Annotated in this window: 15 protein-coding genes and 3 pseudogenes; 5 read left to right on the top strand and 13 right to left on the bottom strand. The window is 70.2% G+C overall.

The window, feature by feature from the left end; genetic code table 11:
• Positions 1 to 7: 7 nt before the first annotated feature.
• From ACFVWD_RS33295 to ACFVWD_RS33270, 6 genes are all read right to left on the bottom strand, one after another.
• A complete protein-coding gene (locus ACFVWD_RS33295) occupies positions 8 to 553 on the bottom strand; it encodes a helix-turn-helix domain-containing protein (RefSeq protein ID WP_389601502.1) in 546 nt (181 codons plus the stop codon).
• 289 nt (positions 554 to 842) lie between these two features.
• On the bottom strand, positions 843 to 3,827 hold the full coding sequence (locus tag ACFVWD_RS33290; RefSeq protein ID WP_389601500.1) for a glycoside hydrolase family 2 TIM barrel-domain containing protein: 2,985 nt from the start codon (positions 3,825 to 3,827) through the stop codon (positions 843 to 845).
• Positions 3,828 to 3,875: 48 nt separating this feature from the next.
• Positions 3,876 to 6,611 (bottom strand): alpha-mannosidase, encoded by a 2,736-nt coding sequence (locus tag ACFVWD_RS33285; RefSeq protein ID WP_389601588.1) that lies wholly within the window; start codon positions 6,609 to 6,611, stop codon positions 3,876 to 3,878.
• A gap of 41 nt (positions 6,612 to 6,652) precedes the next feature.
• A complete protein-coding gene (locus ACFVWD_RS33280; RefSeq protein WP_389601586.1) occupies positions 6,653 to 7,459 on the bottom strand; it encodes a carbohydrate ABC transporter permease in 807 nt (268 codons plus the stop codon).
• Between the two features lie 47 nt (positions 7,460 to 7,506).
• Positions 7,507 to 8,439 (bottom strand): carbohydrate ABC transporter permease, encoded by a 933-nt coding sequence (locus ACFVWD_RS33275; RefSeq protein WP_389601498.1) that lies wholly within the window; start codon positions 8,437 to 8,439, stop codon positions 7,507 to 7,509.
• A gap of 7 nt (positions 8,440 to 8,446) precedes the next feature.
• Complete coding sequence (locus tag ACFVWD_RS33270; RefSeq protein WP_389601497.1) at positions 8,447 to 9,781, bottom strand: ABC transporter substrate-binding protein; 1,335 nt, start codon at positions 9,779 to 9,781, stop codon at positions 8,447 to 8,449.
• 391 nt (positions 9,782 to 10,172) lie between these two features.
• On the opposite strand from ACFVWD_RS33270, the gene ACFVWD_RS33265 reads away from it, so the two are divergent.
• Positions 10,173 to 11,174 carry a LacI family DNA-binding transcriptional regulator gene (locus tag ACFVWD_RS33265; RefSeq protein WP_389601495.1) on the top strand — a complete coding sequence of 334 codons (1,002 nt, stop codon included), beginning with the start codon at positions 10,173 to 10,175 and terminating at the stop codon, positions 11,172 to 11,174.
• 132 nt (positions 11,175 to 11,306) lie between these two features.
• Here the strand turns inward: ACFVWD_RS33265 and ACFVWD_RS33260 are convergent, their stop codons facing one another.
• The 5 genes and pseudogenes from ACFVWD_RS33260 to ACFVWD_RS33240 form a co-directional block, all read right to left on the bottom strand.
• Complete coding sequence (locus ACFVWD_RS33260; RefSeq protein ID WP_389601493.1) at positions 11,307 to 12,305, bottom strand: hypothetical protein; 999 nt, start codon at positions 12,303 to 12,305, stop codon at positions 11,307 to 11,309.
• Positions 12,306 to 12,330: 25 nt separating this feature from the next.
• Complete coding sequence (locus ACFVWD_RS33255) at positions 12,331 to 13,617, bottom strand: TRAP transporter large permease subunit (protein WP_389601491.1); 1,287 nt, start codon at positions 13,615 to 13,617, stop codon at positions 12,331 to 12,333.
• 3 nt (positions 13,618 to 13,620) lie between these two features.
• A complete protein-coding gene (locus ACFVWD_RS33250) occupies positions 13,621 to 14,244 on the bottom strand; it encodes a hypothetical protein (RefSeq protein WP_389601489.1) in 624 nt (207 codons plus the stop codon).
• A pseudogene (locus ACFVWD_RS33245) lies at positions 14,241 to 16,369 on the bottom strand (hydantoinase/oxoprolinase family protein). Before ACFVWD_RS33245 ends, ACFVWD_RS33250 begins: the two are co-directional and overlap by 4 nt.
• Positions 16,370 to 16,492: 123 nt before the next feature.
• Positions 16,493 to 17,707 (bottom strand): annotated as a pseudogene (locus ACFVWD_RS33240) (FAD-dependent oxidoreductase); the annotation flags it as partial.
• A gap of 8 nt (positions 17,708 to 17,715) precedes the next feature.
• Here ACFVWD_RS33240 and ACFVWD_RS33235 point away from each other — a divergent pair.
• Positions 17,716 to 17,901 (top strand): zinc-binding dehydrogenase, encoded by a 186-nt coding sequence (locus tag ACFVWD_RS33235; protein WP_389601584.1) that lies wholly within the window; start codon positions 17,716 to 17,718, stop codon positions 17,899 to 17,901.
• Between the two features lie 526 nt (positions 17,902 to 18,427).
• On the opposite strand, the gene ACFVWD_RS33230 is transcribed toward ACFVWD_RS33235, so the two are convergent.
• Positions 18,428 to 19,309 carry a helix-turn-helix transcriptional regulator gene (locus ACFVWD_RS33230; protein ID WP_389601487.1) on the bottom strand — a complete coding sequence of 294 codons (882 nt, stop codon included), beginning with the start codon at positions 19,307 to 19,309 and terminating at the stop codon, positions 18,428 to 18,430.
• 210 nt (positions 19,310 to 19,519) lie between these two features.
• Here ACFVWD_RS33230 and ACFVWD_RS33225 point away from each other — a divergent pair, with 210 nt between their 5' ends.
• On the top strand, positions 19,520 to 20,431 hold the full coding sequence (locus tag ACFVWD_RS33225) for an alpha/beta hydrolase (RefSeq protein ID WP_389601485.1): 912 nt from the start codon (positions 19,520 to 19,522) through the stop codon (positions 20,429 to 20,431).
• Between the two features lie 239 nt (positions 20,432 to 20,670).
• Here ACFVWD_RS33225 and ACFVWD_RS33220 read toward each other — a convergent pair whose 3' ends face one another.
• Positions 20,671 to 21,609 carry an Ig-like domain-containing protein gene (locus tag ACFVWD_RS33220; protein ID WP_389601582.1) on the bottom strand — a complete coding sequence of 313 codons (939 nt, stop codon included), beginning with the start codon at positions 21,607 to 21,609 and terminating at the stop codon, positions 20,671 to 20,673.
• Positions 21,610 to 22,070: 461 nt separating this feature from the next.
• On the opposite strand from ACFVWD_RS33220, the gene ACFVWD_RS33215 reads away from it, so the two are divergent.
• Together ACFVWD_RS33215 and ACFVWD_RS33210 are read left to right on the top strand one after the other, a co-directional pair.
• A complete protein-coding gene (locus ACFVWD_RS33215; protein WP_389601483.1) occupies positions 22,071 to 22,505 on the top strand; it encodes a dihydroxyacetone kinase subunit DhaK in 435 nt (144 codons plus the stop codon).
• A 140-nt stretch (positions 22,506 to 22,645) separates the two neighbouring features.
• Positions 22,646 to 22,797, top strand: a pseudogene (locus ACFVWD_RS33210) (NAD-dependent formate dehydrogenase); the annotation flags it as partial.

Raw genomic sequence — 22,797 nt, 5'->3', positions numbered from 1 at the left:
TTGGTACTCAGGTGCTGATGGGGGAGGCGAAGACGACGGTGATGTCCACTTCCTCGGCGCCGGTGCGGTAGAAGTGCGGGGCGTCCCCGGCGAAGGCGAGCATGTCGCCGGGGCCCAGATCCTGCGGGGAGTCGACGGGGCCGGCGGTGACGTGCCCGGTGGCGATGAGCAGGTGCTCGATCGTGCCGGTGGCGTGCGGGACGCCGGGCAGCTCCGTCTCGGGCGGGATACGCAGCCGCCAGATCTCCAGGCTGTTGCCGCTGCTGATGCGGCGCAGCAACTCCCGGGAGACCTCGCCGGGCTCGATGTCCGTGCCGGGCCGGAAGACCGGCCCGGTGTCGGCGTCACGCGCCAGCAGGTCGGCGATCGGAATGCGCAGGGCGATCGCGATCGCGTCCAGGGTGTCGATCGTCGGATTGCCGTTGCCGGCCTCCAGCTGCGACAAGGTGGCCTTGCTGAGCCCGGCGCGCCGGGCCATCTCCGCGGCGCTCATGCCGCGCTGCTGGCGGCGCAGACGGATCTTCGCGCCGACCGCGGCTGCGGTACTGCTCACCGGCTGACGGCCGGACGGAGGGGGCGTCATCAGCGGCCCCTGTGCGTTGCGGTGCAGGACACGCGGATGCGGGCCCAAAAAGCCCCGACTGAATGAACCATGCGTTCACTATACCGAACTCGTCTAGGTAGTGAACATAGCGTTCGTTTTAGTGAACGATCCTGATCGAGGGGAGGCGCGCCACCGGTGGCTCAGACACAAGACCCGTGCCGGCCGGCCGCTGTGCTGCGGTCGGCCGACACGGGTGTTCCTTGCGGTTCGGTGCTCCGTCGGTCAGGAGCCGGGGAGGTCAGCGCGCCGTGATGCGCAGTCTGATCGTGCGGGCCTCGGGACGCAGGGCGAACTCGGGCCACACGTCCGGGCCGCACGACCGCGAACCGAGTCCGTGCTGCGCCGCGTCGATGGTCAGACGGCTCGTCGTCGAGGCGGGGAGCTCATACGGGTGTCCGGCCCGTGCGAGCTCCTGGGCCGTGTGGCGGCTGAGCGTGAAGCCGGGCCGCCGCCCCTGCGTGTCGGGCAGGGCCTCGACACGGAACACCTCCGCACCCGTGCTCGTGAGGGTCAGCCGACGCAGCCCGGACCGGTGTCCGGTCTCCTGGGGACGGGCGTAGTCGACCGAGAGATCGTCGATGCCGGAGGAGAAACGGCCGGTGCGCGCCGCCCGCAGACTGTCGGGATACGACTCCGACGGGCCGAGCCCGAACCACTCGGCGCCGTCGACGGGTGCCGCGCCGTCGGGCAGGTCGAAGCGGATTCCGATCCGCGGCCACACCGTGCTCCAGCCGCTCGACGGCTCGATCTCCACGCGGAGTTCCAGCTCGCCGGCTTCGAGCGACCAGACGGACTCCACCATCACGAACAGGGTGGAGTTCGCCGCGGAGACCTTGTCGAGCGTGCGCAGCGCGTCCGCCTTGTCGTGGGGTCGCTCCACCGACACGCGACGTGCGGTCAGCCGGTCGAGACCGTCGCGACGCCACAGCTCGGCGTTGGACACCCCCGGGACACTCGCGTCGCTCTCCTCCACACCGTCCGACGGGCTCTCGTCGTTGTCGGTCGGGGCGCGGAACAACTCCAGCCGTGGTCCCGTCACGGCGCGGCCTGCGAGGCTCACGAGGGAACCGTCCACGAACTGGGCGGCCCCGAGAATCAGCGTTCCGGCGTCCGGTCGCCAGCCCGTCCGGTGCCGGACGGCGGGCACGGGGACGTCCGGCGAACGGTCCGACTGGACGGTGGCCACCACATGGCCCTCGGGGGCCCAGGGCGCGGCGGTCGCCAGGACCGCCTCGATCGTCAGCCATGTCTCGCCCTCGGGCGCCACCGGGACCGGCGGGAGGGACACCCACCCCGACTCGCCCGCCGCGACCACCGGGACCTCCAGGTCCCCGGCGTCCACAGGCGTTCCGTCGTGCTCGACGCGCCAGCGAAAGCGCAGGTCGGACGTGTCGGCCGAGTGCCGCAGGTTCGTCACCGCGACCTTGTCGCCCTCGAAGGCGAAACGGACCGGCTGTACCACCGCCTTGTACTCGTACAGGCTGGGCGTCGGGACGTCGTCGCTCAGCAGCATGCCGTCCATCACGAAGTTGCCGTCGTGCACGACCTCCCCGAAGTCGCCTCCGTAGGCGTGGTACGGAGTGCCGTCCGGCGCCGTGGCCAGGATGCCGTGGTCGCGCCACTCCCAGACGAACCCGCCGTGCAGCCGCGGATGTTCGTGCACCAGAGCCTCGTACTGGTCGAGCGCACCCGGCCCGTTGCCCATGGCGTGGGCGTACTCGCACAGCAGGAACGGCTTGGCCCGCTGCCGCGCGCTCTGCGCGGGGGTGCAGTTCAGCAGCGGGGTGTCCGTGCCGTTCCTGCCGATGCGCTCGGTCTCCGGCACCGACGCGTACATCCGGGAGTACACGTCGGTGTACTCGCCGGTGTAGTCGCCCTCGTAGTGCACGGGGCGTTCGGCGTCCCGGGCGTGCACCCAGGCCGACATGGCGGCGAGGTTGCTACCGGTACCCGACTCGTTGCCGAGCGACCAGATCACGATGCTCGGATGGTTCTTGTCCCGCTCGACCGTCCGCCGGATGCGGTCGAGGTACGCCTCCCGCCACGCCGGGTCGTCGCTCGGGTTGCCCGCCCAGCCGCCCTTTTCGAAGCCGTGCGTCTCCAGGTCGCATTCGAGCACGACCCAGAAGCCGAGTTCGTCGGCGAGGTCGAGCAGACGCGGATGCGGCGGGTAGTGGCTGGTGCGGATGGCGTTCACGTTGAACCGCTTCATACGGGACAGGTCCTCGCGGGCGTGCTCCTCGTCGAAGACCCGGCCCCGCACGGGATGCGCCTCGTGGCGGTTGACCCCGTGGAACACGACACGACGGCCGTTGACCAGGAACCGGTCACCGCGGATCTCGACCGTCCGGAAGCCCACGCGCAGCGCGATGCTCTCCGCCGCCGTCGACACGGTGGCGTCGTACAGGCGGGGACGCTCGGCCGACCAGGGCTCCACCTCGCCGGCGTCGACCGGCCTCACGTCGGCCGCGGTCGCCCAGACCTGCTCGACGCCGAGTTCGGGGATGCGCAGGGTGACCGGGAACGCGGACGCCTCGGCGGTGATCTCCGCCTCGACGCGCCCGCGGCCGTCGCGGAACCCGGTCCGCAGCCAGACGTCCTCGATCCCGCCGAGCGGCCGGGCGGTCAGTGTGACGTCGCGGAAGATGCCCGGCAGCCACCACTGATCCTGGTCCTCGACGTAACTGGCCGCCGACCACTGATGCACCCGCACGGCGACGACGTTGTCGCCCGGACGCACCGCCCGCGTGACGTCGAACTCGTGGGCGAGCCGGCTGCCGCCGGCGCTGCCGATCTCGACACCGTTGACCCAGACCCGGAAGAGCGACTCGACACCGTCGAACCGCAGCACGATCCGCTCGGCGTCGGACCAGCCGGCGGGCATGGCGAAGTGACGCCGGTAGTCGCCGGTGGGGTTCTCGTCCGGGACGTGGGGCGGGTCGATCGGGAACGGGAACTGGATGTTGGTGTAGATCGGCCGGCCATGGGCTCCGTCGCCCTCCAGCACCCAGTGGGACGGCACCGGGATGCTCTCCCAGCCGTGGTCGTCGAATCCTTCGGCCGCGAAGTCCTGTGGCACCGACGCCGTGGGCGACAGACGGAAACGCCAGGCTCCGTTCAGCGAGAGCGAGGGAGCGTCGGAGTACAGCCACGAGCGCGCCGGGCGTAGCGCACCGCGCCCGGGTGTGGGGTCCGAAACGTACGCGGAAAGCTCGGAGGGCAAGAGGTCACAACCTTCTTGGTGGCAGCGGGGAGATTCTTTTTTGAGGGGCTAGCGGAGGACCACGGTGCGGATCTCCCAGGGGCCGAGGGTGAGTTCGAGGCCGTCACGGGACGGTTCCGCCTGCGCGGAGAGCGGTCTGCCGAGCAGGTCGACCGTCGTCGCCTCCGTGAACGCGCCCGTCACCCGGACCACCGAGCCGGTGGCGCTCATCGCGGTCAGCCGCACCTCGGTTCCGGACCCGCGCCCGTCGTCGGTGACGCGGCGGACGCTGGAGACGAGGACATCCCTGCCGTCGACCCGGAGTCCGATCGCGTCGCCTGGCAGGTCGCCTCCGCCGGGCGCGGTGCCGCGGGTGACGAGCACGTCGCCCCGGAACTCCTCGGCGAGGGCGACCGCGTCGGCCCCCTGCCAGCCGGTTGCGGAGGGCAGCACGGCGAAGCGGTTCGTGATCCGCATTCCGAGGTCCTGCGCACCCGGCGCGGGGATCTCGGTGGCAGCGGGCTCGTCGCGCAGGGGGTGGATGTTGACGCTGATAGAGCCGATCGCGCGCAGCAGGGTGACGGCCAGTTCCGCGCCGCCGTCGACGAGTTCGTACTCGCTGGAGTGGTCGAGCAGCACGGTCGCCGGTCCGGCCGACACGAACGAGCTCGCCGGGAAGGTCGGGAGCGGGTACTCGCCCCAGCCGCCCTCGGCGGTGAGCCCGCGCTCGGTCACGGCGAACTGCCCGGCGGAAGCGGAGACGGCCACCGGCTCGGGCAGCGGCACGTGGAAACGCAGCCGGTGGTCGGCGGACTGGTTCAGGAACGACGTGGAGACCCGGACGAACGGCTCTCCCGCGCGCACCTCCACGAGCGTCTCCACCGGAGTCGCCACGGTCCGGTCGGCGCGCCGATCGCGGTCCGCGGAGAGCGCGGCGGGCCATGCGTAGACCCGGGTGACCCGCAGCCGGGAACGCAGCGGGCCGGATTCGAGGAGGTCTACGGTCGTCTCGACGGGCTCCGACACGAGTACGTCCCGCGCCGGGGGCGCGTAGTTGTAGCTGTCGCCGCGGTCACCGCCGTCGACGAGGCGGCCGACGCCGCTCAGGACGGTGCCGTCGGCCCCGGTCACGGTCAGGGTGCCGTCGGCGGCGACCTCGACGTCGACCAGGCCGTTGGACACGCCCCGGGGCGCCGCCGTGGCGTTCGCGAGCGTGGTCGACGGGGCGGCCGGCCACTCGCTCGGCGCGACCCGGAAGCTCGCCAGCCCGGAGGCCGGCACGTGCACGGGCACCAGCGCGGTCGCCCGCGCCTCCTCCAGTGTCAGCACCCGCCACTCGCCCGGGTGCGCGGCGGCCGCCTCGGCGACCTCGCGGCGCAGGATCAGCAGGTCGAACGGTCCGCTGGTGGGCACCTCGGCGAGGTGGAAGACGAGCGAGTTCGGGGTGAGTTCGTAGTGGTCGATCAGCCGGCCGAACAGCTCGCGGCGGTGGATACGGCGCAGGACGCGTTCGAGCTGGGAGGCGTCCATGCGCTCGTCGCTCAGCAGGGTCGGGGCCTGCGAGATCAGCTGCACGGGGTGCGTGGAGCCGTCGGCGGCGGTCGCGACCAGCCCGGCTCCCGCCGGTGGTGCCACGACGTCCACCTCGACCAGCGCCGTACGGGCGAACGGCAGCGGGTTGGCGACGAGATGTGCGTCGCTCGGCACCCGGGCGGCGGGCTCGGCGAGCGCGGCGTCCCGTACGGCGCGTGCGGTCTGCGCGGCCTCGGCCAGGCGGGCGTCGACCTGGTCGCAGGTCTCGTCGGTGCCCGAGCCGACGACCGAGTCGTGCGCCGTCGACTCGATGATCTTGTGCCAGGCGAGTGACAGGAACGGCGCGTCGTCCCGCCGGGACCACAGGGCGTTCACGCGCTCGGCGTGGTCGACGGTGCGCTCGGCGACGGCCATCCGCTGCTTGAGCCCGAGCCGCACGGAGAGTACGCCGGGCAGGATGTTGCCGCGGACATGGCTGCGCAGCTCGCCGGTGACGACGGCGGACACCTCGTCCCGCACGTGCTCGCGGATGTACTCGTCGAGTGTCGCGATCGTGATGGCGCGCTCGTCGTCGCAAGCGCGCCGCAGCCAGTCCGCGAGCCGCGGGTCGGGCGCGTTGTGGTCGGTGCCGGCCATCGCCAGCACCGGGTCACCGCCCCAGCGCGCGGCCGTCATTCGCGCGTAGTCGCCGAGGGCGCGGCCGATCCGGTCGGGCACCAGCAGGACGTCGAGACCGTTGTCGTAGCCGTCGAAGAGGAACTCGGTGCGCACCTCGGAGCCGTCCGGCGCGCGCCAGCGGAAGGCGTGGCCGTCCACGGAACCGGGCACTCCGCGCCACAGCGCCGCGTGCTCGATCCCGGCGCGGGCGAGGACCTGCGGCATCTGCGCGATGTGGCCGAACATGTCCGGCAGATAGCCGACGGGCATCGCACCGCCCAGTCGCTCCGCCGCGGCCCAGCCCATCTGCAGGTTGCGTACGATCGTCTCGCCCGAGCAGAGGAACTCGTCGAGCAGGATCAGCCACGGTCCGATGGCGAGGCGGCCCTCGCGCACCAGCGCCACGAGGCGGTCGCGGTTCTCCGGCCGCATCTCCAGGTAGTCCTCGACCGCGGCCATCTGCCCGTCGACGGTGAACCGGAAGTCCGGGTTCGCCTCGGCCGTCTCCAGCACGGTGTCCAGGGCGGTGACGAGCCGGTGCCGGAACACCTGGAACGGCTCGTACCACTCCCTGTCCCAGTGGAAATGGGGCACGAAGACGGCGGAGTTCTGCATGGCGAGGGGGACCTTCTGTGCGGACGTGCGGGGGAGAGCGGTCACTTGAGGGAACCGGCGGCAAGCCCGGTGCGCCAGAACCGCTGGAGGAGGATGAACACGATGATCACGGGCACGATCGAAACCAGCGAGCCGGTGATCACGGACTCCTGGAGCAGCGGAGCCCGGGCGGTCTGGCCGTTCCACTCGTACAGGCCGAGCGTGATCGGGAACAGTGACTCCTTCTGGAGCATCACCATCGGCAGGAAGAAGTTGTTCCAGATGGCCACGAACTGGAACAGGAAGATGGTCACCAGGGCCGGCGTCATCAGCCTGGACGACACCGAGAAGAACGTGCGGAACTCGCCCGCGCCGTCCAGCCGCGCCGACTCGATCAGCTCCTGCGGGACGGCGGCGTTGGCGAAGATGCGCGCCAGGTAGACACCGAACGGGCTGACGATGCTGGGCAGGAACACCGCGAGATAGGTGTTGACGATCCCGGTCGCCGAGAAGAGCAGGAACAACGGCAGGGCGAGCGCGGTGGTCGGGACGAGGACACCGCCGAGGACGACGGAGAAGAGGAACTCCCGGCCGCGGAAGCGGAACTTGGCCAGCGCGTAGCCGCACAGGGCCGAGATCAGGGTGCCCACGGCTGCGCCCAGCACCGCGTAGATGACGGTGTTGAGGGCCCATCGCCCGAAGACGCCGTCGCTGCGGGTGAACAGGATGCGCAGGTTCTCGAACAGGTTGAAGTGCGAGAACGCCAGTCCGTTGGTGGCGGCGAGGTCACCCTGCGGCTTCGTCGCCGCGACGATCAGGAAGTAGACCGGCAGCAGGAAGTAGACGGCCAGGAGGAACATCAGGGCCATGACGGCCGTACGGCTGCCCCGGCTCTCGCGGATCGTGGATGGGTTGCTCACAGTCCCGCCTTCTTCGAGGTGAGTCGCATGAACCCGAAGCTCAAGACGAAGGTGATGACGGCGATGACCACCGAAATGGCCGCGGCCTGCTGGTAGTTGTTCCCGGAGGCCACCGCGTACGCCAGCATGTTCGGGGTGAACGTGCTGGAGATGTTCGAGGAGAACTGGCGCAGCACGGCCGGCTCGGCGTAGAGCTGGAGTGTGCCGATGATCGAGAACACCGTGGTCAGGACGATCGACGGGGCGATGATCGGGACCTTGATCCGCCATGCGATCGTCCAGTTGCTCGCGCCGTCGATCTTGGCGGCCTCGTAGAGCTCCTGTGGGATCGACTGGAGCGCCGAGTACATGATCAGCATGTTGTAGCCGGTCCAGAGCCAGGTGGAGACGTTCGCCGCCGACCACAGCACGGCGCCCGGACCGAGGAAGTCGGGGTGCAGGCCGATGTGCTGGAACAGGTCGACGACCGGGCTGAGTTGCGGCGAGTACAGGTACGACCACATGATCGCGGCGATGACGCCGGGCACGGCATACGGCATGAACGCGGTGATGCGGAAGAACGCCTTGAGCTTCAGCAGGGGAGTGTCCAGCAGCAGCGCCATGACCAGCGCGACGAACAGCATGACGGGCACCTGCACGATGCCGAACAGCCCGATGCGGCCGATGCTGTTCCAGAACTCGCTGTTCTGGAACACCTGCGTGTACTGGTCGAATCCGCCGAAAGTCGTGTACGAGGTCCCGTACTGCCCTCCGGTGCGGCGCACGACGTGGAAGCTCTGCCAGAGCGCGTAGCCGACGGGCACCAGGTAGAACAGCACGAACGGCAGGAAGAACGGGGTGAGGAACGCGATGACGGTGCCCGCCCGGGGGCCGCCGCCTGGACGGCGGCGGCCACCTGACGTCACCGCGCGAGGTGCGATGTCGGTCATTCCGTGGTCACTTGCCCGCCGTGGCCGGGATCGCCTGGGCCTTCATCGACCTCAGGGCGGCGGCCTGGGCGGCGGAGAGCGCGTCGGACAGCGTGCCGTCACCGGCCGCGGCCTTGGCCATCGCGTCCTGGAGGGCCAGGTTCACCGTCTTCTGGGTGGGGCCCCAGGCGAATTCGGTGTCGATCTTCTTGGACGAATCGGCGAAGACGTCGAAGATCTTCTCGTTGTTGTAGTACGGCACGCCCTTCGACAGCGCGGGCAGCTTGAGCCCCGCGTCGGCCGCCGGGTAGAGGCCGCCCAGCTGGTTCTCCAGCGCCAGCGCCTCCGGGTCGGAGTTCAGCCACGTGTTGAACTTGACCGACTCGTAGAGGTGCTTGCTGCCCTTCATGAACGCGACGGTCGAACCGCCCCAGTCACCGGAGGCGCCGTTCGCACCCCACGTCGGCATCGGCACGATCGACCACTTGCCGGCCTGCTTGGGCAGGTTGTCGCGGAACATGCTGTAGCCCCAGGCGGCACCGACGTAGCTGGCGATCTGGTCCTTCTGGTACGCGGCGTACATCTGGGTCGAACCGTTGGCGAGGTCGGTGCGCACGAGCTTGCCGGTGATCAGCTTCTGCCAGTAGTCGGCGACCTGCTTGCTCTGGTCCGACGCGACGGTGACGTGCCACTTGTCGCCGGAGTAGCTGTACATCTGGGCGCTGTTCTGCCAGAGGAGCCCGTTGAACCACTCGGCGTTGTTCGGGTCGAAGAACGTGATGTCGAGGTTGGGGTCCGCCTTGTGCAGCTTCTGCGCGGCCGCCGCGTACTCGTCCCAGGTCGTGGGGATCGCGATGCCGTGCTTCTTGAAGATGTCACTGCGCACGAACAGGGCCATCGGGCCGGTGTCCTGCGGGAGGGCGAAGACGCCCGTGCCGCCGAAGCTGGTCTGGGACCAGGTCCACGGCACGAACTTCGACTTGGCCGCGGTGGCCGCCGAGCAGGCCGAGGCGTCCACGAAGGCGTTCTGGGTGCGCAGGTTGGGGAGCTCGTCGTAGCCCACCTGGGCGAGGTCCGGCGCCTTGCCCGCCTTGAGGGCGTTGCCGAGGGTGCCGTACTGGTCGTTGGAGATGTTCTTCGTCTGGACCTGGATGTCCGGGTTCTTCTTGTTCCACAGGTCCACGACCTTGTCCATGCCCGGAACGGTGTTCCAGTACTGGAGGGTGACCTTCCCCTTGGCGGGGGTGCAGGAGGCCGCGGACGCCTTGTCCGAGGGAGCGGGCGACGAGCACCCGGCGAGTACGACGAGAGTGGCTGCCGCGGCGACGGCGGCGAGACGGGTGCGCGTGACTCTCTTGCTCATGTTTTCCGTTCCAGAGAACGACTAGCGGCGGCGCTAGGCGGGTCGACGTTGACAGCTCAGGCGGGGAATGCCTTCTGGTTGGGATAAGGTGCGTGAGCGTTCACGTGAACGTTCACGGGAGCGTTCACGGGAGCGTGTTATGAATTGATCCGGAGTCTGCGCCGCGGCACGGCCGAGTGTCAAGACTCTCGAGTCGTCCATGGGTCCGGCAGGTTAAGGAGAGCACACATGACGCCGCTGACCACCGATAATGGCCTGGCGCCACCGGCGAAGGCCTCACGACGGCCATGATCGTCGAGGGCCCGCGGAAAAGGTCGCACCATGGCTTCGGCCCGGTGCATACTCAGTGTCCCTACGACGCGCCTGCGTCGACACAGGTACGGAGGTAGTGATGGCGTCGTCGGGGACCGGACCCCGCAGAGTGACGATTCACGATGTGGCCCGGACCGCCGGAGTGTCCCGGCAGACGGTGTCGCGGGCGCTCAACGACAAGGGCGAGATCGACGTCACCACCAAGCAGCGCGTCCTCGACGCGGCGCTCGCGCTGGGGTACCGCCCCAGCAGGTTCGCCAGGGGGCTCGTGCGGCAGGACACCATCAGCGTCGGGCTGGTGATCCCCGACCTGCTCAACCCGTTCTTCACCGAGGTCGCCGCGGCCGCCCTGGACGCGGCGCGGTCCCGTGGCTGGCACGTCGTCGTGTACGACACCGGTGACCGCATCGAGGAGGAGCGCGGCACGCTCCAGGTGATCGCCTCCCAGGTGGACGCCGTGGTCGGCTATCTGAGCCAGCCCGAGGACGAGATCGACAGACTGGCACGCGGGCTGCCCGTGGTACTCATCGACCGGGAGCACCGCACCGAACGGTTCAGTTCCATCCGGATCGACGGCGAGCAGGGCGTCCGCGCGGCCATCGCGCACCTCGTCGAGGCCGGGCACCGGCACATCGGCATGCTCGACCACGCGGGCCGGTCCGAGCCCAGCATCCGCCACGCCTGGTTCGCCGACGCGATGGCCGCCTGCGGGCTCGACGCCGGCCCGGTGAGCCGCGCCGACCAGAGCGTGGAGGGCGGGGAGAGCGCGCTGAAGGTCCTGCTCACCGAGCACCCGGACGTGACAGCCGTGTTCGCCTTCAACGACATCGTCGCCATAGGCGCGCTGCGTGGAGCGCGCCGGCTCGGACGCGCGGTTCCTCGCGACCTCGCGGTGATCGGCTTCGACGGCCTCCAACTGGGGGCGCTCGTCGAGCCGCCGCTGTCCACCGTGGCCCTGGACACGCGGGCGCTCGGCGCGCTCGTCGTGGAACAGACGGCCCGGCTGCTGACCGGCGAGGATCCGCTCGGCCAGGACGAACTGGTGGTGGGGGCGGAGCTGAGGCTGCGCGAGTCCGCGTAGGCCGTGTTCGGAGACAGTGGCGTTGCCTTTGCCTTTGCCTTTGCCTGGGCCGCCGGCGGCCCAGGCGTTGAGACGAAGTGCGCACACGGACTCATCGCTCGCACGTCACTCGACAGAGCTTGAACGCTGCGGTCAGCCGCGGGCCATGGCGATGGAGCCCGAGAGCCGTTCCCCTGCTTCGTAGATCATGTAGGGCACGCCCCCGTCGGTGCCGAACGAGGGGGCGGCAGCGCGACCGTTCTCCGGTGCACTGCTGCGGGAGTTGTAGAAGACTCCAAGGTGGTTACGCTTGCTGAAGTCGTTGCCCACCTCCGTGATCATCAGGTCACCGCCACTCTCCTTGTCCTTGTTGTAGACGACGTAGGTGCTGTTGTCGCGGTACAGCAGATGCGGCCCGCCGACGTTGACGGCACTGACGTCGGAGTGGCGGATCAGGGGCTGTTGGTCGTAGGTCCAGGTGCGCCCGTCGGCCGACCAGCCCCAGCGGATGTCACGGTGGTTGGTGGTGTTGTTCAGCATGAAGACCATGACGTAGTGGGCGCCGCGAGAGGGCAGCTCGTGCGGGAAGACACGGGCGCAGGACGTCTCGGTGGTGCCGCTCGGCAGCATCGACGTGGACAGGACGACCTTGTCGTACGTGAAGTTGATGCCGTCCTTCGAGCGGGCCAGGCGCGTGGTGGTGTTCTCGCCGTGGAAGTACAGCCACAGCTCTTTCGTGCTCGCGTGCCACATCACGTGCGGGGACGCGACGTGGCTGACGGAGTAGTGGGGCTGCCAGTCGTTGGCGACGATCGGGTTGTCCGGGTACTCCGTGAAGGGCCCTTCCAGGGAGTCGCCGTAGGCCAGGCAGATGCCGCCGGGCGCGTTGTGCGGCCCGTAGTACAGGTAGTAGCGGCCGAGTGGGGCGCTCAGCTTGTCGTAGACGCCCCTGACGCAGGGGAAGATGATCTCACCGGTCGGGTTGTACTTCAGTTGGGACGGCGTGAGCAGGGTGCGGACGTAGGTGTAGTCGGGGAATCCGCCGGGTGCGGCGGACGCGGACGGGGCGCAGAGCCCGCCGACGCTGACGGCGGCGCCGGTGGCGGCGGTGGCACGCAGGAACAAGCGGCGGTCGAAACGCGACTGGGGCATGGTCGGCTCCAGGGGGAGGTGACGGTCAGAGGTAGGTGGCCGCGGTGACGCACAGCCCGCCGAGGGCCACGGCCCACACGTACGGGAGGGTGCGCACCATGACCTGCTGTGGGGAGACACCGGCGTACTGGGCGGCCCAGACCGTCTGGGTACTGGTGGGGTCGGCGACTCCGAAGACCTGGTTGTACGAGGTGGCCATGCCGAGGACGGCCGCGGCCGGGTAGATGCCCGTGGCGATGAGGACGCCGGCGATCCCGGCTCCGAGCCCGAAGACGTTCAGCGGCCCGCGGTAGAGGCACAGCGGGACGAGCAGCGTGAAGACGAGGACGAACAGCACCGCGTTGTACGGGCTGACCGCCTTCATCAGCGGTTCGAGCGCGTCGACGGCGCCGGGCAGTTTCACCGCGGCCAGCAGGATGCCGATGGCGATGAACAGGGCGATCGGCGGGGCGGCCACCTCGAAACCGCCGTACAGGGTGCGCAGCAGCCGCTTGTTCATCTCGCGGGGGCCGGTGGTGGTGACCAGGGCGTACAGCACACCCGCCAACAGGGAGGGAACGATGGCGAGTTCGAAGCCCAGGGCGAGGATCAGGGGAACGGCGGGGGTGAGCAGCGCGTACCAGGGAGCGTCGCCCAGCCTCTCCCGGCGACTGGCCGAACGCGGCTTGTCCTCCACGGACTTGAGGGACCAGGTGTGTTCCACACCTCGGCGGAGCGACTCGACGAGCACGAAGAGGACGGCGGCGACCAGGGCGAAGGGGAACAGCTTCACCATGAAGCCACGCACGGTCGGTAGGGGCAGGTTCAAGGCGGTGGAGAAGAACTGCCACAGGGGCAGCTCGAAGGGGATGCCCACGGCGATGCCCATGAGGACGGTCCCGGCGGCGGTCACCTTCGGGATGCCGACCGCGACCATGGCCGGGATACCGATGAGCCCCGCGAGCATCGCGGCCGGCGCCGATCCGGTGACGGTACCGACCAACGCGGACACGGCCAGCACACCGAGAGCCACGACGACCGGGCGGTCACCGCCGAACTCGACGATCTTACGGACGAGCGTGGCCGCGATGCCCGTCTCCTCGAGGAGCTTGCCGAGCCAGGAACCGAGCACGATCGCGATCATCGTGGCGGCCAGGGTCGGCGCACCGTCCTGGAGGACCGTGTCCAGAACACTGTTCTTGCCGGTCAGGGGTGCGCCGGCGAGGAAGGCGATGACGACGGCGAGCACGACGAGCGCGAAGGCCGTGGGCAGTTTGCGGGTGAGCATGGCGGCGACACCGGCCGCCATGACGAGCAGGATGACAACACCCATGGGTCACCTCTGTCTTCCGGGTGTGTCCACCGCGGCGGCGAGCGCGGCGGTGAGCAGGAGAGGGCTGCGGCCCAGGCCGCAGACGGTACGGGCGTAGGCGTGGGCCGCGATCTCCTCGGCACCGGCCACATGGCCGAGGACCCGGAACCGGCCCAGCCGCAGGGCGATGTGCCCCAGCGCCTCCTTGAGCGCGGTCCGCATCGCCTTGCGATGGAGCAGTGCGTGTGCGGTCTCGTGGGCGAGGGCCGCGGCGCGCACGGACCCGACGGGATACCAGGAGCGCCAGCCGAGTTCGTCGATCAGCGACTCGGCCCGGTCGATGGTGTCGGTGTAGAGCTCGACGGTGGCCGGACGCGAGGTGTAGCGGGCGAGCAACAGCTGTTGGAGCCCGTCGCCGCGCTCCACGATCCGGGCGCGGCACGGCAGACCGGGGTCGAGTGCGGCGCCGAACGCGTCGGCGGCCAGAGCCCATTGGCGCAGCTCGGCGGGGTCGCGCTTCTCGTGGGTGGGCGTCGTGGCCAGCAGCCGTACGGCGAGACTCAGATCGTCCGCTGCCGGATCGGCGGCGGACACGGCAGCGGCGAGCAAGGGGTCACGCGCGAGGCGGGGCGCGGCGGGGCCGCTCACGACCGCACCTCCACCACGGCGACCACTAGTTCGTCGAGGGCGCGGTCCCGCATCTCGCTGCGGGCCAGGGCGAGCAGTGGCTGTGGGTCGAGGACGCCGGAGAGGTCGGCGATGCGGGAACCGAGAAGGAGCCGCAGCGCGGGGGCGCGGACGCCGCCGTCGCCGTACGACGTCCCCTCGCGCACGAGGTGGGCGAGGAGTTCGGGGGCGGCACCCACGGTGGTGGCGGTCACGCTCGCGTCCGAGGCGTGCAGGCGTACGACACCGTCGGCGTCGACGACGCGTATGGGGCGCCGGGGAGCCCGCAGCCGACGGCGTACCTCGATGCCGTAGACCGTGTGGGCGGATGTCTCGGCGAGGATCCGGACCTCGGCGGGGTCGGTCTTGAGGCTGGCGGCGGCCGCGGTGAGGCGTTCGACGTCGTCGGCGCTGTGTGAACGGTCCTGGGTGCGCAGTTCCGTGGCGCCGGTGGCGGTGGCGCGCACGTGCTGGTCTGCGGGTCGACGGTCACCTCGACCTCGACGCCGTCGGCCGCCGCGCCCTGGGCGACGACAGCCCGCTCGGCCTCGGCCCGTACGGCGAGGATCTGCTCCTGGGTGGCGCCGGGGACGATCCGCTCGATCTGCTCCCGCACCAGCGCGAGGGCCACACCGATGGGGCTGATGACCTCACTGTGCCGGGCGATCCTGCCCTTCATGCCGGTGAACGCCGCCAGATGCGGGGTGACGGAGGCCGCCCCTCCGCCACCGCCGACGAGGACCGCCGTGTCGGGGTCGAGGCGGTAGTCGCGGACGAGCGAGTCCACGATCTCCCGCACGCGGGCGACGCCCGCGTCGAGGATGCGGGTGGCCGCGGTCGGCACATCCACGCCGAGGGCGGCGGCGAGCGGCGCGATCGCGGCCTTCGCCACCTCCTGGTCGCAGCGCGCGAAGTCCCCGTCGGGGACACGGCCGAGGGCGTTGGCGGCGCACGTCATGGTGATCGCGAACCGTCCGCCCGCCGCGTCCAGGACCACGTAGTCGTCCGGGTCGTCCGGCATCGGGCGCACCGTGGCGAGTGTCGCCTCACGCAGGTCGTCCGGGTCGGCGAAGCAGGCGTAGGGCAGTCCCGCGATGTGAGCACTGCGCGGACCGACAGCCGTGACGCGGCCCTGAGCGACGCGGATCATCGAACCCCCGCCGACTCCGACCGTGCGCACGTCGAGAGCGTTGAGGTACGAGGTCTTTCCGAGCATCGTGGCGTGCCGGACGGCGACCTTGCCGCTCCGTACGACGCTGATGTCGGTGGAGGTGCCGCCGGTTTCGAGGAAGACACCCTCGCTGATCCGTTCCTGCATGAGGGCACCGGCGACTCCGGCCGCCGGGCCGGACAGGACGGTCAGCAGCGGGCGCCGTCGCATCTCGGCCAGCGCCATGACCCCGCCGTCGCAGCGCATGACCATGAGCGGTGCGGTGACCCCGGCCTTGGTGATGGACGCGTCGACGAGGTCGGCGGTGGCGAGCATGCGCGGCAGGATGGCCGCGTTGACGACCGCGGTGCGGGTCCGCTTGTGCAGTCCGTACAGGGAGGCGATCTCGTGTGCGGCCGTCATCGGGAGGCCGGCGGACCGGGCGGCCTCCAGCACGGCCTGCTCACCCTCGGGCCGGTCTACGGCGAACGGCTCGGTGGCGACGAGGACTTGGGCTCCGGCGGCCGTCAACTCGTCGACCGCGGCGCGTACGGCCGCCGGGGCGTCCGGGTCGGCGACGTGGGCGTAGGTGAGGGGAAGCCGCTTGCCGGGGGAGAGTTCGAGCCTGCCGAGCGCGGCGAGGCGACGGGTGAGGACGGCACCGGGTCCGGTGCCGATGCCGATCAGGCCGACGGTGGCGACATCACCCTCCAGCAGGGCGTTGGTGGCCTGGGTCGTGCCGTGCGCCAGGAACGCGACGTCGCCGGGAGCGCGGTCGACCTTTCGCAGCAGCCGGTCGAGCGCCTCGACGATGCCGTGCGCGACTCCATCCTCGTGATGGTGACTGGTGGGGACCTTGACCTGTCCCAGCAGCCGCAGGTTCGTGGCGTCCACGGCCACGGCGTCGGTAAAGGTTCCGCCCACGTCGATGCCGACGCGGATGCGGTAGGCGGTCATGTCTGGAGCACCTCCTTGTGCTGTGTCGGGCGTGTGCGGGCGGTCGCCGGGCGGGACAGACGCGGTCGATCCGTCCGGCTCACGCGCGGGGTGCGGCGGCCGGAGCCACCGTGTGCGGCGCGGTCAGTAGCCGCGTACGTAGGGCCAGTGGCGCTGCACGCCGTCGCGGTCGAGCAGCCGGGCGAACTCCTCGAACCGTTTGTCCTCGGCCTGCACCTGCCGCGGTTCGACGTCCTCGGCCAGGCAGTGGGCGACGAGCGCGCCCGCGACCTCGCCGATGTTCCACTCCACCGGGTGGAGCCGGTAGCAACCGTTGGTGATGTGGGTCGTGCCGATGTTCTTGCCCGCGGGCAGCAGATTGCGGACCCGCCGTGGCACCAGCGCCCCGAGCGGGATCTCGAAGGGCACCGAGCCGATGTCGACGTAGGTGTCGCCCCCGGTCGAGGGATGCAGGTCGATGTGGTAGCTGCCGATGCCAACGGAGTCGCGGTACTTGGTGCCCCCGTACGGGCCCACCAGGTCGATCGCCACGTCGTGCTCGGTGACGGTGGTGACGGCCTTGATGCGGCGCGACTCGCGGACGTACGGCGCCTTCGCCAGGCCGTCCGCGGTACCGGTCACGTCGGGGCGCGGCCGGAGGCCGGGGAAGCCGGTGCCGCCGTCCGGCCGGGGTGCTTCGGTCTGCAGCCAGTACAGGACCGACAGGGACAACTGCCGTGCCTCGGCGACCGCTTGGGCTCCGGTCTCCGTCCCCGCTCCGACGAGCGGCTTCAACCAGTAGTCGTTGAGTGGCCAGTTGACGAGCGTGATGTCGGAGTCGAAGGCGCCGGGGCGGTGCAGCTTGCGCGCCAGGATGCGGCGGAAGCCCCACAGCTCCTTGTCGCCGGCGTCGGCGCTCTGGTCGGCGCTCACGCCGAGCGGGTCGAGGTCGGGGTTGGGGACGAAGGTCCGCGGGACGGGTTCCAGGGAGCGCGGGTCGGACGCCTGGAAGCCGAGCAGCGGGCCGGGCCAGAAGTCCGGACGATACGCGCGCCAGAAGCCGTAGTCCGCCGGGCGGTCGACGGTGTGGTCCTCGCCCTCGTGGTGGGAGAGCGCGAAGCACACGGTGATGCCCTGCTGGTTGAGCGGCTGGGCCTGGTCCGGTGCGTGCGGCTCGTCGTACTCGGACCGTGCCTCGGTGCCGCAGGCGTGCTCGACGCCCGCCAGGTACAGGAGTTCGCCCGTCTCGGTGGCGTCGATGACATAGCGGGCCGGGACGGTGACGCGGCGGCCGTCGGGGCGGTGCTCCAGGGTCACGGACCGTACGACATCGTTGTCGGACTCGGCCGCGACGGGTCGGCTTCAACCTGGGCATCTGGTTCGAGCACCGGCTGCCGGAGGCGGGCAAGGCGCTGCACCGCCTGGTGGGATGGGTCGCTTCGGGCGAGGTGCGCACACCGGCCACTCAGCCGCTGCCCCTCGCCGAGGCGGCCGAGGCCCACCGTCTTCTGGAGACCGGCCAGACCACGGGCAAGCTCATCCTCAAGCCCTGAACAGCCGGGTCGGCCATCCGCTGCGACCGGCTCCGGCCGTATCGACCGGGCCGGCCACCGCTCCTCCGTACGGGGAAGTTGTGCACGACCATCGCCAATGCGTCTGCCTGTCTTCGGCTGCGATCATGATGCGGTTCCGAGGCCGCGCTCTCGTGTTGCGGCCGTGGTTGTCGGCGGCCTGCCCGGTGGTCAGGACCAGCGCGAGCGGTCGGCGGCGTCGGTGGGCCGCGAGGTGGAACATGCTGGTCAGCCCACCGCGGGACCGCCCGAGGAAGGCGATCTTCAGGCGGGCCTTGCGCCGTCGCCGCGGGCGCCGCCGCTCGGCCCGTCCCGGATCGCCTTCACCGCCCTGCGCGTTCTTCATGCGGGTGCGGGTGCGGGTGCGGGTGCGGGTGCGGGGTGCGGGGCGGGGCGGGGATGGTCGGGGAGGCACAGCTCCGACAGTTCCGGCTCGTCGGGACGCGCACGGTGCGACAGTGACAGGCTGAGGCGTTCGCGGGGCGCCGGACGAGGCCAGGCCAATTGCCTAGGTCTCGTCGACAGCAGGAACCGCCCGCTGCTGATCGCGAGTGGCCGCCCAGGTGGTCAGCAGGCGCAGGCCGTCTTCGGAGGCGGTGCCGGCTTCGGCGCCGTAGGCCAGGAGGGTCAGGCCGGTGTCGGCGACGAGTTCCATCGCTTCGAAGGTGAGGTGGAGGGTGCCGACGGCGGGATGGCGGAGGTGTTTGACGCCGGTGGCGTGGCGGCGTACGTCGTGGCGGGCCCAGCGGGCGCGGAAGTCCTCGCTACGGGTGGACAGTTCACCGATCAGGGCGGTCAGGCCCGTGTCGAAGGGGTCCCGGCCGGCCTGGGTGTGCAGCAGGGCCACGGCGTCGTCCGCGGCGTGCTCCCAGTTGTCCCAGAAGTCGTGGGAGCGGGCGTCGAGGAAGATGAACCGGGCGTGGTTGGGAGGCCGCGTTGTGGTGTCGTGGAGCGGTGCGAACAGGGCCCGGCCGAGTGCGTTGCTCGCCAGCACGTCAGTGCGACCGTTGATGACGAGTGCCGGGGTGTCGGTCATCGCGTCGAGGAGCCGCTGGACGTTGGGGCGCACTCCTTGCGGGTACGCCGGTTTGCGGCGTCGGCGCGGACTTGTTCCGGCGGCGCGGGCCAGGTCGTAGAGGTGGGCCCGCTCGGTGTCGTCCAGACGCAGGGCGCGGGCGAGCGCGTCCAGGACGGTGTCGGACACCCCTGCGAGGTTCCCGCGTTCCAGGCGGGCGTAGTACTCGACGCTGACCCCGGCGAGCTGGGCGGCCTCCGCGCGGCGCAGCCCGGGAACCCGGCGGGCGCCGTAGCTGGGCAGTCCCGCCTGGGCGGGGGTGATCCTGGCCCGGCGGGAGGTCAGGAACTCGCGGATCTCGCTGCGGTGGTCCATGCCTTCCAGGCTAGGTAGCCGCAGAGCTCGGTGGGGTGCCCTGTCAGGGCGCGTTTCAGCAGTGACTCCCTCGTTCGCCGACGCGCCGATTGCATGGTGGTCAGCCCGCGCATTGCATGGTTTCCGACCGGCTCTGCGGGCTTTCACCTCGATCAGGGGAGCGGCGGCCTCACGGCCACGCTCCCGGACAGATCAGCGAAGGACATCACCGTGCAGAACGTCACCTTCACCAACGCCGACGACACCATGGCCGGGAACCTCTACCTCCCGGACGGCTTCTCCGAGGGCCGGTCGTACCCGGCGATCGTGTCCGTCCACCCCGGCGGTGGCGTCAAGGAGCAGACGGCCGGCCTCTACGCCGGAGAGCTCGCCCGGGAGGGCTTCGTCACCCTCGCCTTCGACGCCTCCCACCAGGGCGAGAGCGGCGGCCGGCCCCGCCACCTCGAAAACCCCGCTTCCCGGGTCGAAGACATCCGGTCCGCCGTGGACTACCTGGCCACTCTCGGCTACGTCGACGCCGACCGCATCGGCGTACTGGGCATCTGCGCCGGCGCCGGTTACGCGGTCAACGCCACGATGACCGACCGCCGGATCAAGGCCGTTGGCACCGTCAGCCCGATCGACATCGGCGCGGCCTACCGCCTGGGCTGGGACGGCTCCGAGCCCGTCGCCACCCAGCTCGCGACCCTCGACGCGGTGGCACAGCAGCGCGCCTCCGAGGCCGAGGGCGCCGACGCCGCCTACGTGCCGTACGTGCCGTACGTGCCCGAGACCGTGGACGGGACAACCGTCCCCGACATGGCCGAGGCCCACGACTACTACCGCACACCCCGCGCCCAGCACCCCCGCTCCGACAACCGCATGCTGTTCACCAGCGTCGCCAACATCTACGCCTTCGACGCGTTCGACCAGGTCGAGACGCTGCTGACCCAGCCGCTGTTCATGGTCGCCGGCAGCAAGGCCGGCTCCCTGTGGCAGGCCGAGCAGCTGCTGCCGCGGGTGAAGAGCCCCAAGGAGCTGGCCGTCATCGACGGCGCCGGACACGTCTCCCTCTACGACGTCCCCGAGTACGTCGACCAGGCGACGGCCCACCTGTCGCCGTTCTTCACGAAGTACCTCTGACCCGGCAGCGACCCGGCGGCGAGAAGGAAGCGAAGGAACCGAAGACGAACGTCACCTTCCCCAGCACCGGACTGAACCTCGCCGCACACCTCTGCACTCCCGACGATCACGACGGTGGCCGCCTGTCGGCTGTGGTCGTCGGCCGCCCCTTCACCGGGATGAAGGAGCAGACCGCCGGCCTGTACGCCCAGCGTCTGGCCGAGCGGGGCTTCATCGCCTGGCGCCGCCACCGCAGCGCATCACAGCGTCGCGGTCGTCTCCGTCCCGGACGCGCTGCCCGCGAGCCACTGGTCCCATCCCAGGTTGAAGTCGGCGTAGCCGTTGTCGGCCGGGGCCTTGGCACGGGGCGAGCCGGTGATGGTGACGGGGTCGCCCTGCTTGACCTGGCCGTAGAACCACTTGGCGTCCGACATGGAGAGGTGGACGCAGCCGTGCGAGCCGCGGGCGCTGCCGCTGCCCGGATTCGGGTCGCCGGTCGAGTAGTGCACGTACGTGCCGGACTGGGTCAGGTGGATGTCCCAGGGCAGCGTCAGGTCGTAGTAGTTGGGGCTGCCCTTCTCGCAGCTGATGCCGACGCTGCAGGAGGTCATGTGGACCTTCTCCTGCTTGTCGATGACGGCCATCGTGCCGTTCCACGTCGGATATTCGGCGCTGCCCGCATTGATCGACAGGGTGCGCACCGTCTTGCTGTTCCGGGTCACCTTCATGGTGTGTCCGGTCACCGAGACATCCGCGCGCACGTCGTCGCCGATCTGGAAGGTGTGTGTGTAGTTGTGCACGCCGTAGCGTCCGTTGCCGTTGCTGACGCCGTTGATGTCAGCGTCGATCTTCACCTTCGTGCCGGAGGGCCAGTACGTCTTCGGTCGCCAGTCGGCGCGCTTGTCGCCGAACCAGTGCCAGGCGCCGGCGACCGGCTGCGAGGCGCTCACCTTCATGTGCTTCTCCACCGTGGCGCGTGCCTTTGCCGCCACCGGGTTGGTGAAGACCACCGAGATCGGCATGGCCACGCCGACCGTGGTTCCCGTCTGTGGGGTGATCGTGTCCAGCAGCATCGGCGGGCCCGCGGGCTTCGTCGGTGACGGAGAGGCGCTCGCACTCGGCTTTCCCGACGCCTTTGCGTCGTCCCCGCCCGCCTTGTCACTGCTGCCCCCGCCGCAGGCACTCGTGCCCACCAGCATCACACCTGTGACGAGTGCGATCCCTATGCCGCCCTTGCGCCGTCCCACGACGTGCCCCGCTCTCTCGCTTCTTCGGCCCTGACGGGGCCCGACTCCTTGTCAGACAGTGACGGGGTGGGCGGCAGTTGCGTGTGTCGTGTAAAGCGTGTCTCAAGTCTCGGTGCGTACCGCCGGATCGGGGACGATAAGGGGCCGCCTCCTCTGGGTGGCGGGTGAAGATTTGATCATTCCCAGACTGCCGCGAACGGGAAAGTGCGAGCCCCCGCTCGGTACTGTCGTCATCGCGTCCAACTGCGGGAGCGCTGTGGCGGCATGAGGTGGCGGAGGCGGCCACGCAGTGTTCCGGCGCCAGGCTTTGACCGGACGTGGTTCCGCTCGATCACAGGCCCCCCTATGCCGAGGTTCAACCGCATTGCAGGGCGTGAGGGGCGCGCCCGTCCGAGACAGGAGCCGTAGTGGCAGTGAAGGTACCGAGACCGCGAGCCACCGTCGCCGCGTGCGCAGCGGCAACGGCGGTCGCGCTTGCGGTGGGCGCCGCTCTGCCCGCCGGCGCCGTCGGATACACGGCGTCGGCGGGCCCATGGGGCCCCGCGGTCAGCCTGACCGGTGCCGACGGTCAGCAGAGCCTGATAGACGTCCAGGTGGCCGGGGACGGTACGGCATTCGCCCTGTGGCGCAACAAGGCGGCCGGCGCCACTACTTGGGACATCCAGGCCGTCGTCAAGCCCGTGGGCAGCGACAAGTGGGCTGCTCCCCACACTCTGTGGCGCAGCTACGTGGGCGAGTACTGCACCTCGCTCGACATGGCCGGCGTCTCCATCACTCTGGTCCGGCTGGACGACGAGATCTCCGATCTGCTCGCAGACCCCGCCGAGATCCCGATCCGCGTGCTCTGAAGGGGCGCTCTTCCGGCCTCCTGGGGGCCACTGCGGGGCCGCGGAACATTGCGGCGTCGACGCATGCTCAACTAAAATTCAAGATCATCGGTATCCGGCCGGTTCAGCCGGAGCGGAGGCCCTACCGATGGAGGACGGCCATGGCAAAGATCCTTGCGGTGCTCTATCCCGACCCCGTGGGCGGATATCCTCCCGGCTACGCCCGCGACGAGATTCCGGCCATCACCGGATATCCGGGCGGTCAGACAACGCCGACTCCACACACCATAGATTTCACCCCGGGGCAGCTTCT

This window comes from Streptomyces sp. NPDC058086, assembly GCF_042885015.1.
Lineage (GTDB): Bacteria > Actinomycetota > Actinomycetes > Streptomycetales > Streptomycetaceae > Streptomyces.
The sequence above is the reverse complement of the archived record's forward strand: the minus strand, read 5'-3'. Positions and strand labels throughout refer to the sequence as shown.

Coding starts and splice junctions, on each gene's coding strand:
- ACFVWD_RS33285 (WP_389601588.1), bottom strand. CDS start 6,611: ATGCAGAACTCCGCCGTCTTCGTGCCCCATTTCCACTGGGACAGGGAG.
- ACFVWD_RS33280 (WP_389601586.1), bottom strand. CDS start 7,459: ATGGCCCTGATGTTCCTCCTGGCCGTCTACTTCCTGCTGCCGGTCTAC.
- ACFVWD_RS33275 (WP_389601498.1), bottom strand. CDS start 8,439: ATGACCGACATCGCACCTCGCGCGGTGACGTCAGGTGGCCGCCGCCGT.
- ACFVWD_RS33270 (WP_389601497.1), bottom strand. CDS start 9,781: ATGAGCAAGAGAGTCACGCGCACCCGTCTCGCCGCCGTCGCCGCGGCA.
- ACFVWD_RS33265 (WP_389601495.1), top strand. CDS start 10,173: ATGGCGTCGTCGGGGACCGGACCCCGCAGAGTGACGATTCACGATGTG.
- ACFVWD_RS33260 (WP_389601493.1), bottom strand. CDS start 12,305: ATGCCCCAGTCGCGTTTCGACCGCCGCTTGTTCCTGCGTGCCACCGCC.
- ACFVWD_RS33255 (WP_389601491.1), bottom strand. CDS start 13,617: ATGGGTGTTGTCATCCTGCTCGTCATGGCGGCCGGTGTCGCCGCCATG.
- ACFVWD_RS33230 (WP_389601487.1), bottom strand. CDS start 19,309: ATGGACCACCGCAGCGAGATCCGCGAGTTCCTGACCTCCCGCCGGGCC.
- ACFVWD_RS33220 (WP_389601582.1), bottom strand. CDS start 21,609: ATGCTGGTGGGCACGAGTGCCTGCGGCGGGGGCAGCAGTGACAAGGCG.